Below are 11,851 nucleotides of genomic sequence, written 5' to 3' on the forward strand. Positions count from 1 at the left end.
GCTAATGCTGCGCTGGGAGTGCGGTAATGCCATGGCTGAACTCACGAGGAAAGCAGTTTTCAAACGGTGTGATGCAACATAGTCGATAGCCGGCCTGGCAGTCAAGCGTCCCGGCGCCAACTGGTAATAACGCACTTGCAGCCATCAGCGTGGCCCTGTATCGTTGCGGGAACCCTAATTCTTGCTTGTTGACTTTACATGTCCGATTCCGCTCCCAACAAATTGATTCTGGTCGACGGCTCGTCGTTTCTGTTTCGCGCCTTTCACGCCGTGCCGCCGTTGACCAATGCCCAGGGGGAGCCAACTAACGCTGTTTACGGCGTGTCCAATATGCTGCGCAAGCTGATCAATGATTACAACACGCCCTATATCACCGTGGTATTCGATGCGCCGGGCAAGACTTTCAGACATGATTTGTACGATCAATACAAAGCGCATCGGCCACCGATGCCGGACGACTTGCGCGTGCAGATTGCGCCCTTGCACGATTTGATTCGCTCCTTGGGTTTACCGCTGATTATCGAACACGGCGTGGAAGCCGATGACGTGCTGGGCAGTCTGGCGCAAAACGCCGCGCGCCAAGGCTTTGAAGTGATCATTTCCACCGGCGACAAGGATATGGCGCAGCTGGTCAACGAGCAAATCACGCTGGAAAACACCATGACCAACACCCGCATGGATATTCAGGGTGTGCAGGACAAATTCGGCGTCAAGCCGGAGCAAATCATCGATTATCTGGCGCTGATGGGTGATGCGGTGGATAACATCCCCGGCGTGCCGAAAGTCGGTCCGAAAACCGCCGCCAAATGGTTGCAGGAATACGGCACGCTGGATAATCTGATCGCCCGCGCCGACGAGATCAAGGGCAAAGTCGGCGATAACTTGCGCGAAGCCTTGGGCCAACTGCCCTTGTCCCGCGAACTGACCACCATTAAGTGCGACGTGGCCTTGCATTACAGTCTGGACGATTTGAAACGCAAGGAGCCGGACATCGCCGCGCTGAAAAATCAGTTGGGCCATTTGGGTTTCAGCAGCTGGCTAAAAACTTTGAACGGCGACGGTTCAACCCCCTCTCCAGCGGGAGAGGGAGGGGTGAGGGGAAATCAAAGTAGCCCCCCCTCATTTCAGCCTTTACCCGCGGAGGAGAATGAGCCGAAGGCCGCGCTTACCAGAAACTACCAAACCATCCTCACCCAAACCGATTTCGATACCTGGCTGGAAAAACTCCGGCAAGCCGAGCTGTTTGCCTTTGACACCGAAACCACCAGCCTGAATTACAGCGACGCGCAAATCGTCGGCGTGTCGTTTGCAGTGGAAGCCGGTCAAGCGGCGTATCTGCCGGTGGCGCACGATTATCCAGATGCGCCGGTGCAGTTGGACCGGCAGTCTGTGTTGGCTGCCTTAAAACCCTTGCTGGAAGACCCAAACAAAGCCAAACTGGGCCAAAACCTGAAATACGACAGCCATGTGTTGGTCAATCACGGCATCGCATTGCGCGGCGTCCAACACGACACCATGCTGGAATCCTATGTGCTAAACAGCACCGCCACCAAACACAATATGGACGATCTGGCCAAGCATTACCTGGGGGTGGATACCATTCATTTCGAAGATGTGGCCGGCAAGGGCGCCAAGCAGATCGGCTTCGCCGAAGTGGCTATCGAGCAAGCCAGCGAATATGCCGCCGAGGATGCCGACATCACCTTGCGCCTGCATCAAACCCTGTCCGCGCAATTGCAACAGCACCCCAGTTTGTGGACTTTGTATAACGAAATTGAAGTGCCGCTGATTAGCGTGTTGGCGCGCATCGAGGAAAACGGCGTGTTGATCGACAGCGCAATGTTGGCGCAGCAAAGTCTGGAGTTGGCGAACCGGATGATAGGCATCGAACAGCAGGCACACGATCTAGCCGGATCGGCGTTCAATCTCGGTTCACCCAAGCAGATTCAGGAAATCTTGTACGACCGCTTGAACCTGCCGGTGCTGAAGAAAACCCCGAAAGGCCAGCCGTCTACCGATGAATCGGTGTTGCAGGAACTGGCCGTGGATTACGCTTTGCCCAAGCTGATTCTGGATTTTCGCAGCATGAGCAAGCTGAAATCCACGTATACCGACAAATTGCCGCAGCAGATCAATGATCGCACCGGCCGGGTGCATACCTCTTATCATCAAGCGGTAGCCGCGACCGGGCGCTTGTCCTCGTCCGATCCTAATCTGCAAAACATCCCGATTCGTAGCGAAGAGGGCCGCAAGATTCGGCAAGCTTTTATTGCTCCGCCCGGCTATAAAATCGTCGCTGCCGACTATTCGCAGATCGAACTGCGGATCATGGCCCATTTGTCCGGCGATGCCGGCCTGCTGGCGGCGTTTTCGCAAGGTGTGGACGTGCATCGCGCGACGGCGGCGGAAGTATTCGAAGTGGAACTGGATCAGGTGACTCACGATTTGCGCCGTTCGGCCAAGGCCATCAATTTTGGTTTGATTTACGGCATGTCGGCGTTTGGACTGGCCCAGCAATTGGGCTTGCCGCGCAACCAGGCCCAGGCGTATATCGATCTGTACTTCAGCCGTTATCCCGGCGTGAAGCAATATATGGACAACACCCGGGAACTGGCCAAACAGCAAGGTTACGTGGAAACTATCTTCGGCCGGCGTTTGTATTTGCCGGAGATCAACTCCCGCAACGCCGCGATGCGCCAATACGCCGAACGCACCGCGATCAACGCGCCGATGCAAGGTACAGCCGCCGACATCATCAAACGGGCGATGCTGGCTTGCGACGCCTGGATAGGCACGGACAATCCGGACGTAAAAATGATCATGCAAGTGCATGACGAATTGGTATTCGAAGTGGCGGAAACACGTCTAACGGAGTACATGGAAACCATACGCGGCATCATGTCCGGCGCGGCCGAGTTGCATGTACCCTTGCTGGTGGAAGTGGGTAGCGGCGAGAATTGGGACGAAGCGCATTGAGCATTGCTGAGGCTGTCGGGCCATGAAATTCAAGTTCTGGGGAGTGCGCGGCTCGATTGCCACGCCGGGGCCAAGCACCGTCAAATACGGCGGTAACACCACCTGTATCGAAGTCACCAGCAGCGCCGGCGATTTAATTATTCTGGATGCCGGCACCGGTATCCACGCGCTGGCGCAGAGCTTGCCCCAACAAGCATTGACAGCGCATATCCTGATTACCCATACCCATTGGGATCACATCCAGGGTTTGCCGTTTTTCCTGCCGATGTTCAAAGCCGGCAATATCATCAACATCTACGGCGGCCTGGAACCTTTGACGCATCAAGGCATCGAGCGGGCGATGCATGTGCAGTTGCAGCACAGCTATTTTCCGATCAGCGAAGCGCAATTAAAGGCCGAGGTGCGTTATTTCACACTGAAAGCCGGCGCGCCGATTACCGTGGGTAGCGTGCGGGTGACACCGACGGTGCTGAATCACCCTGTTTATAATTTTGGGTACCGCCTGGATGACGCCGATGGCAGCTCCTTGTTTTTCACCGGCGATTACGAGCCGCAGCTCAATCCTTATGAATCCAGTCATCCAGGCTACCCGGCGATGCAGGAGCTGATCGAGCAAAAGCACGAAGAAGTGATTGCGGCCATGGCCGGGGTCGATGCGTTGATTATGGACAGCTCCTACACCGACGCCGAATACGCCAACCGGCATGGTTGGGGCCACGGCACTTATCGTTCGGCGATGAATTTCGCGGCGCAGGCGGGCGCTAAACGCTTATTTTTGACGCATCACGAGCCGACGCGGAGTGATGCAGATTTGGAAGCGATTTTTGCATCGCTTTTGCAGACTGGTGAGGTTTCGGTTTGTTTGGCTCGGGAGGGGGAAGAGTTTGAGTTGTTGGATGACTCTGGTTAGTCCGAATAAGTTAGGCCTGATTTTGCTGGAGTTTGGTTTTTTTGTGTCGCTGGCGCGACGGTTTTTCTAATGTCGGTTCGCGGACCGACAACCGCGATACTTTCTTTTGCTCCGCCAAAAGAAAGTATCCAAAGAAAAGGCGGCCCGGATGCCGCTTGTTTCCTCCGCTCCTCGCTTTTGACGAGGGTCGGCAGAAGGGGCTTCCCAGCCCCTCCGCCGACGTGCGGCATCCCTGCCGCACCCCTTCGGGCAATTCTCGCCAAAAGCTCCGGTGCTCGGCGCGGCATACGAGATAAAACCGTCCCCTAGTTTATAGGTCGTTTAGCATTTTCCTCGTTCCCACGCGCCGCGTGGGAATGCAGACTTTCCGCGTCAGCGGTAACATACGACCAAGCTACCAAACGAGGTCAAACCCATGGGCCGCAGTCGTTACCGCATTCTCCAATCCCAACACCCGCATTTTATAACCTGCACCGTACTGAACTGGATTCCGTTATTCACACGTCCGGCCACCGTGCAAATCGTGCTGGACGCTTTGCTTTACCGCCAACAGCAGCACAATTGGCGAATCTACGGCTATGTCATTCTGGAAAACCATTTGCACCTGCTGGTACAAGCTGACGATTTAATCCATCAATTGGCCCACTTCAAATCTTACACCGCGCGCCAGCTGATCGATTATTTGCAAGCCATTAACGCCGAGCGCTTATTGAAGCAATTGAACTGGTTCCGCAAAGCACATAAAACCGACCGGGATTATCAGTTATGGGAAGAGGGTAGCCATCCGCAGATGATCGATAGTCCAGAGGTATTGCGGCAGAAACTAGACTATATCCACCTGAATCCAGTTAAACGCGGCTATGTCGATTTACCGGAGCATTGGCGGTATTCGAGTGCTCGGAATTATTCGGGGCAGGATGGATTATTGCCGGTTTATCGGGATTGGTATTAGCTGACCGCAGCGCGGCAGGCTTACATTCCCACGCGGCGCGTGGGAACGAGATAATGCGTTAATGCAAGACCTGGCCCCTATTGCGCGTGATAACGGTAATTGATGGAGTTTTATATGATTTTGAATAGTTTGAAAATACAGCGCAATGCCTGTTGGTTATTGCGCCTTGCAGCCTTCTGTTTCACCTTATTGTCATGCCAAAACAGCTTGGCAGAAACTAATCCCGAGCCTGTTTTCGAGTTGACGCATACCTGGGGCGGCGTTCCTACTTCCGTTATCAAAATATATCCCGATGGCAAAGTCCATTTTCACCGCAACAAAACTGATTTTGGTAGTGAATCCGAAGACCGCTATGCACAGATGACAGCAGAGCAGTTGAATGAACTGGTGGATGTATTTTTATCGCTTCCATTTGATGCCTCAAAAAAGCTTGAGCGGGCAAAGGAAAGTGTAAGTGTACCTTGGCGTGTTTTTATCGCCTATAAAGATAAATTCATTAATATTACTATTCAAGACTCTATTTTTTTTCAATTTTTTGAAAAAAAAATGAGTAAATATAGCAATCTAAAACAATTGCTTTGCGGTGAAAACAATCAAGATGAATGTGGCACCAATGTATCCAATATACCCGATGATTTACAGGGCCTTAGAAAATACATGGAACCATGAAGCTTACTTTAAATTTTAACTTACATACAAACAGCGGAAAACTATGACAACGGTAACCGATGACCAAAAAGGCCAACTCATTAAATCCAGCTGGTTTTACCCGATGGAGACTAAAGGATTGACACTTATCTATAGCATCGTAGCCCCGATTAGCGAAGCGTAATCGGGGGGATGTGAGTCTTGCGTACGATTACGCTCCGCTAATCGTACCTACGGGGTATCGTGAAATCGGGATGGTTTTGTTCCCGTATGCCGCGCCGAGCACCGGAGCTTTTGAGCGGAATAGCCCGCAGGGGCGATGCAGGGATGCATCGCGTTGCCGAAGGGGCAGGAAGCCCCTTTCGGCAACCCCGTTCAAAAGCGAGGAGCGGAGGATCAAAGCGGCATCCGGGTGTCTTTTCTTTTGGATACTTTTCTTTGGACAAGCAAAGAAAAGTATCTCGGTTGTCGGTCCAAGAACCGACATTAAATCAAGCCGTCGCGCCAGCGACACAAAAATCCTACCCAGCATCAGACCGATTAACAGCCACCCTCTGATACCCCCTCTTAATCGCCAACGCCAACTCATGCACCGCCATCGCATAGTGCGTGCTCTGGTTGTAGCGGGTAATCGCATAAAAGTTAGGATGTCCCAGCAAGTATTCGTCTTTGCTTTGATGCCTGAGCAACAACAGCCGCAACGGATAATCGCAAGCACATGTGTCAGCCGGTTCCACACCTGCTTTAACCAAGGTATCCAAAGAATAAGCATGGTCCGCGCCGGGTTCCAGGCTGTCGATGCCATGGAAGCTGCCGCGTGTGGCCGAGACGATGGGTTGACCGGCTTGCCAGCCGTGCTGAGCAAAATAATTGGCCACGCTGCCGATCACGTCCTCCGGATTCCACAGGTCGCGGCGGCCGTCGCCGTTAAAGTCCACCGCCCATTGCAAAAAACTGCCGGGCATGAATTGGCCCAGGCCCATTGCGCCGGCGAAGGAGCCGACCGGTTTGCCGGGGTCCAGGCCCTCGCTACGGCTCATCACCAGAAAATTTTCCAGTTCGCTGCGGAAATATTCGCCACGCCGCTGGTAGTCAAAGCCCAAGGTCGTTAGCGCGTCGATGATTCTATGGTTGCCGACGAAGCTGCCGAAAGTGGTTTCCACGGCCATGATGCCCAGGATGTATTCGGCCGGCACGCCGTATTGCTGGCTGGCGCGTTGCAGCGTTGCATGATGCTGTTGCCAGAAGCTGATGCCGGCGTTGATATGCCGGTCGTCCAGAAATTGCGCGCGGTAGCGGGTCCAGCCGCCTTTGCTGGTTTTACCTTTCATGCCCTGATCGGATTTGGCCAGATAATCCAACGTCCATTGCTTGCGTTTGGCTTGCGAGAACAGGCCTTGCAGATATTCGCGGTTAAAGCCGTGCTTTTGCACCATCTGTTCGATGAACTGGTTCAAAGCCGGATAGCCGGCGTAATCACCGGTGACGGCTGTAGCGTGATAGCCGCCGACGCTGGCGAACGGCCGTAAGTCCGGCGTGGCTTGGCGCGACTGGTTGGGCGCGGTTTGTTGGGTGGGTGTGCGGACGCGAGTATTGGCTTTATCGCCGGCGGGCGGCTGCGAGGCGCAGCCCGCCAAAAGTGTTATTAACAGTGCCGAACCGGCGTTTTGTAGCGAGACTTTACTAGTACTAAATGTATACAAGCGAGTTATATCCAGGGCTATTTAAAAAGACTGCCTCCCTCGTCGTCGTTTTCGGCCAGGGTCATGCCGGCGGTTTCGAAGTTGACGTTCTCGGCCCCCAGTTTAATCATCAGGCGCACCTCGTTGCGGGAGTCGGCAGCGTGCAAGGCGTCATCGTAACCAATTTTACCCGCCGTATACAGATCGTAAAGCGCTTGGTCGAAAGTCTGCATGCCATGCTCGCGGGAGCTTTTCATCAGTTCTTTTAATTTGTGTACTTCGCCCTTGCGGATCATGTCTGATGCCAGCGGGGTATTCAGCAAAATCTCAATAGCCGGGTAGCGGCCCTTGCCGTCGGCGCGCTGAATCAATTGTTGGGCGACGATACCGCGCAAGTTCAAAGACAAATCCATGAACAGCTGGCTGTGCATTTCTTCCGGGAAAAAATGCAGAATGCGGTCTAAGGCCTGGTTGGCGTTATTGGCGTGCAGGGTACAGACGCACAAATGCCCGGTTTCGGCGAAGGTGATCGCATGTTGCATGGTGTCCCGGCTTCTGACCTCGCCAATCAGGATTACGTCCGGCGCTTGGCGCAGGGTGTTTTTTAACGCCACTTCAAACGATTCGGTATCCAGGCCCACTTCGCGCTGGGTGATGATGCAGCCCTTGTGCGGATGGATAAACTCGATAGGGTCTTCAATGGAAATGATATGGCCGCTGCTGTTTTCGTTGCGGTGCCGAATCAAGGCCGCCAGCGAGGTGGATTTACCGGTACCGGTGGCACCGACAAACATCACCAGACCGCGCTTGTACATGATCAGTTCTTTCAACACCGGCGGCAGGTGCAATTCCTCTGCGCTGGGGATGGTGGTTTCGATGCGGCGCAACACCATGCCGGCCGAGTCGCGTTGGGTAAACGCACTGACCCGGAACCGGCCAAGACTGTGGGCACTCAAGGCAAACTGGCATTCGTGAGTGTTTTCAAACTCGTCGCGTTGGCGCTGCGACATGATACTGAGAACCAGCATCATGGTCTGTTCGCTAGTTAAAACGGATTTGGACACTTCGACGACTTTGCCGTTGACTTTCATCGACGGCGGCCGGCCGGCGGTGATGAACAAGTCGGACGCTTTCTTTTCCACCATCAGGGCCAATAGGGCTTTAAAGTCCATGACGCCTCCTAAAATTTAACGGAACATATCTTTGTTGACGGCTTTGACCATCGCGCCTTTCGCAGTAATCAAGCCTTTGTCGACCAATTCCTTCAGGTTTTGATCCAGCGTCTGCATGCCGTCTTTACGGCCGGTTTGGATCGCGGAATACATCTGCGCCACCTTGGCTTCGCGGATCAGGTTGCGGATGGCAGGGGTGCCGACCATGATTTCGTGGGCGGCAATCCGGCCGCCACCGACTTTTTTCAATAGCGTTTGCGAGATAACCGCCTGCAAGGATTCGGACAGCATGGCCCGGATCATATCTTTTTCGGCGGCAGGGAACACGTCGATAATCCGGTCTATGGTTTTCGCGGCCGAGGTGGTATGCAGGGTGCCGAACACCAAGTGGCCGGTTTCCGCGGCGGTCAAGGCCAGGCGGATGGTTTCCAAATCCCGCATCTCACCCACCAGAATGATGTCCGGGTCTTCCCGCAGTGCCGAGCGCAAGGCTTCGTTGAAACCTAAGGTATCGCGATGTACTTCGCGCTGGTTGATTAGGCATTTCTGGCTTTCGTGGACAAACTCGATAGGGTCTTCGACGGTCAGGATGTGTGCGTAATCGTTGGTATTAATGTGATTCACCATCGCCGCCAGCGTGGTGGATTTACCGGAACCGGTTGGGCCGGTCACTAGAATCAGGCCGCGCGGTTTGGTACACAATTCCGCGAAAAATTTCGGCGCGTCCAATTCTTCCAGGGTTAACACCTTGGACGGAATGGTCCGGAATACCGCGCCGGCGCCTCTATCCTGATTGAAGGCGTTGACCCGGAAGCGAGCCACGCCGGGCAGCGCGAACGAGAAGTCGGTTTCCAGAAACTCTTCGTAATCGCGGCGCTGCTTGTCGTTCATGATGTCGTAAATCAGCGCGTGGACTTCCTTGTGATTTAAGGACGGGATATTGATACGGCGGATGTCGCCGTCCACCCGAATCATCGGCGGCAGGCCGGCGGAAAGATGCAAGTCGGAGGCTTTGTTTTTGACGGAAAAGGTCAAGAGTTCGGCGATATCCATGATTTATGTCCCAACAATAAAAGGAATGATCGTCGGCAAGGATAGTACACAATTCAAAACCGGCCGGCTTATTCCTGCTTGGCAGCAACCCTTATGCTGGTGAGTGGTGGATCGGCCTAGCGGTGCTGGCTTTTTTCGGCGCAGTGTATACATTGATTGGCATACGGCACCGCAGCCAAGCGTTCCTTTTTTATGGGTTCGCCGCAACTCAGGCAAATGCCGTAGGTACCGGCATCGATGCGGGAAATGGCTTGTTTGATTTTTTCGACTTCGTCGCGCGTAGCATTGCCCAAGGCGTCCAAGACTTCGTCATTTTCGGTTTCGACGGCCTGTTCGGAAAAATCCTGGGCCAGCGGTTTGTCGGTGTGCCTGACGTCTTCGGTGATTTTTCCCAGCCTGTCGTCCAGGTCTTCCAGCATATTCAATAGTTGGTCGCGTACATCGGTATAGTCTTTCATGGTGCTCTCCGCAGCAGGGCTGCATGGTTTAATAACCGGCTTCTGTCGGCCGGATGTCAATCCCTGGTTTATACAATGAAGCCGATAGCAGGTGCAACCAAGCTGATCTATACTCGAGTCATCGACATTTCTAGCTTTTTGCACAATGGACCTTGCTCTCGACCGCTTACTCGCCGCCGCCAATCAAGTCATTCTCGGTAAACAACCCCAAATTCGTCTGGCGGTGTGCTGCCTGTTGGCCAGAGGGCATTTGCTGATTGAGGACATTCCCGGTGTCGGCAAAACCACCCTCTCCCACACTCTGGCGCGCTTGTTTGGTCTGGAATATCAGCGGATTCAATTCACCAGCGATATTTTGCCGGCCGACATCGTCGGATCCTCGGTATTCGATGCCCATCAACAGCTCTTCAGTTTTCACCCCGGGCCAATTTTCAAACAAATGATCCTGGCCGACGAAATCAACCGGGCCACGCCCAAGGCGCAAAGTGCGTTATTAGAGGCGATGGAAGAACGGCAGGTAACGGTAGAAGGCCGTACTTATCCCCTGCCGCAACCGTTTTTCGTCATCGCTACCCAGAATCCGGCGCATCAGATTGGCACCTTCCCTTTACCGGAATCGCAAGTCGATAGGTTTTTGATGCGTATCGAGTTAGGTTATCCCAGCCGGCAAGCCGAACGGGAATTACTAAGCGGTCAACCCCGGCATGTCTTGATCGACGAGTTGCCTGTAGCGTTACTACCCGCGCAATTGGCAGAGTTGCAACAGGCGGCGGATCAGGTACACGTATCGCAGGCCTTGCTGGATTATCTGCAAGCCATTCTGGCGTTCAGCCGCCAATCCACGGACTTTGCCAACGGTTTGTCGCCGCGGGCCGGACTGGGTTTGCTGGCCGCCGCCAAGGCATGGGCGCTTATCGACAAGCGCAAGGCCGTGTTGCCTGAAGATCTGCAAGCGGTTTTGCCGGCAGTGGCCGGACATCGTTTAAACGTGGGCGCCAATGATTCGGCGGCCATCGTCGCGCCCATTCTCAAGCATGTGCCGGTATTTTGAGCGAAGCGGCCTTATCCTTAAAACAGCGCTTTAAACTATCGCGCTTTTTTACCGGCGAAGCGCCGACCGCAGGACCGATTGTGTTGACGCAGCGGCGGGTATTTATTTTACCGACCCGACGCGGTTTGGCATTTGTGTTGTTGATTCTGTTGCTGGTACTGATCGGCTTTGTCTACAACAATAATCTGGCTTATTTACTGGGATTTTTACTGGCCAGCATCTTTTTCGTGACCATCCTGCACAGCTTCAAAGCCTTGGCCGGACTAACGATTCAGCCGTCCCGGCAGCAAGCAGTGTTTGCCGGCCAGGCCGGACCGTTTAATTTCCAGATCAGCAATCCGGGTTCACAGCCGCGCTTTGCTTTGGATTTGGCTTTGCAATCCGAGTTATCCATAAGCTTGGCAGCCGAACAAACCCAAACGGTGACGCTATATCAACCCACCCGGCAGCGTGGCTGGCTGTTGCCGGGCACATTGACCCTTTCCAGCACCTACCCCTTGGGTTTATTTCGGGCTTGGGCGCCACTACGTTTCGATAGCCCGCTGCTGGTGTATCCCAAGCCGGCCAGTAAATTACTGCCGTTTCCAGACAGCGACGGCGGCCAGGATAAGCCCGGTCAAAACCGCCGCAGTGGTGACGAGTTTGATGGCGTAAGAGTGTATCAGCGTGGTGACGCGATTCGGCAAATCCATTGGAAAGCCTTTGCCAAAGGCCAGGGTGTGCACAGTAAACATTACAGCGGCGCCAGTGCTAGCGAATTGTGGTTGGATTATCAACAGGCACCAGGGCATCACACCGAAGAACGCCTCAGCCAGTTATGCCGTTGGCTAGTGGACGCCGAACAAGCCGGTTTACGCTACGGCTTGGTGCTGCCTGGCTTGCGTCTGCCGCCGGACAACGGCACCGCGCATTACCGTCACTGCCTGCAAGCCTTGGCGCTGTTTTGAGC

Annotated in this window: 10 protein-coding genes; 6 read left to right on the plus strand and 4 right to left on the minus strand. The window is 54.1% G+C overall.

Annotation, left to right across the window (positions count from 1 at the left end; translation table 11 throughout):
- The first annotated feature begins 198 nt into the window (after positions 1–198).
- The 4 genes from polA (at position 199) to ACR02O_RS01950 (ending at position 5,507) form a co-directional block, all read left to right on the plus strand.
- On the plus strand, positions 199–2,976 hold the full coding sequence (gene polA, locus ACR02O_RS01935) for a DNA polymerase I (protein WP_494522689.1): 2,778 nt from the start codon (positions 199–201) through the stop codon (positions 2,974–2,976).
- A gap of 22 nt (positions 2,977–2,998) precedes the next feature.
- Positions 2,999–3,886 carry an MBL fold metallo-hydrolase gene (locus tag ACR02O_RS01940; protein WP_494522690.1) on the plus strand — a complete coding sequence of 296 codons (888 nt, stop codon included), beginning with the start codon at positions 2,999–3,001 and terminating at the stop codon, positions 3,884–3,886.
- A 415-nt stretch (positions 3,887–4,301) separates the two neighbouring features.
- Positions 4,302–4,838, plus strand: a complete 537-nt coding sequence (locus tag ACR02O_RS01945) for an REP-associated tyrosine transposase (RefSeq protein WP_494522691.1) — start codon at positions 4,302–4,304, stop codon at positions 4,836–4,838.
- Between the two features lie 114 nt (positions 4,839–4,952).
- Complete coding sequence (locus ACR02O_RS01950) at positions 4,953–5,507, plus strand: hypothetical protein (protein WP_129871319.1); 555 nt, start codon at positions 4,953–4,955, stop codon at positions 5,505–5,507.
- 500 nt (positions 5,508–6,007) lie between these two features.
- Here ACR02O_RS01950 and mltB read toward each other — a convergent pair whose 3' ends face one another.
- The 4 genes from mltB to ACR02O_RS01970 all read right to left on the minus strand — a co-directional run bounded on the left by mltB (position 6,008) and on the right by ACR02O_RS01970 (position 9,851).
- Positions 6,008–7,189 (minus strand): lytic murein transglycosylase B, encoded by a 1,182-nt coding sequence (gene mltB / locus ACR02O_RS01955; RefSeq protein ID WP_033158297.1) that lies wholly within the window; start codon positions 7,187–7,189, stop codon positions 6,008–6,010.
- Positions 7,190–7,206: 17 nt separating this feature from the next.
- Positions 7,207–8,340: a PilT/PilU family type 4a pilus ATPase gene (locus ACR02O_RS01960; RefSeq protein ID WP_033158298.1), complete on the minus strand. Its 1,134-nt coding sequence runs from the start codon at positions 8,338–8,340 to the stop codon at positions 7,207–7,209.
- A gap of 15 nt (positions 8,341–8,355) precedes the next feature.
- Positions 8,356–9,393 (minus strand): type IV pilus twitching motility protein PilT, encoded by a 1,038-nt coding sequence (locus ACR02O_RS01965; protein WP_026602881.1) that lies wholly within the window; start codon positions 9,391–9,393, stop codon positions 8,356–8,358.
- Between the two features lie 116 nt (positions 9,394–9,509).
- The gene (locus ACR02O_RS01970; RefSeq protein ID WP_033158299.1) at positions 9,510–9,851 is read right to left on the minus strand and encodes a TraR/DksA family transcriptional regulator; all 342 of its coding nucleotides are present in this window, start codon (positions 9,849–9,851) and stop codon (positions 9,510–9,512) included.
- A 145-nt stretch (positions 9,852–9,996) separates the two neighbouring features.
- Here ACR02O_RS01970 and ACR02O_RS01975 point away from each other — a divergent pair, with 145 nt between their 5' ends.
- Both ACR02O_RS01975 and ACR02O_RS01980 read left to right on the plus strand, forming a co-directional pair.
- Positions 9,997–10,902: an AAA family ATPase gene (locus ACR02O_RS01975; RefSeq protein WP_033158300.1), complete on the plus strand. Its 906-nt coding sequence runs from the start codon at positions 9,997–9,999 to the stop codon at positions 10,900–10,902.
- Entirely contained in the window at positions 10,899–11,849 is a 951-nt protein-coding gene (locus ACR02O_RS01980) for a DUF58 domain-containing protein (protein WP_494522692.1), read from the plus strand. The genes ACR02O_RS01975 and ACR02O_RS01980 overlap by 4 nt, the downstream gene beginning before the upstream one ends.
- Positions 11,850–11,851 lie beyond the last annotated feature (2 nt).

The sequence above is a fragment of the Methylomonas sp. PHL2-19 genome (assembly GCF_059331595.1).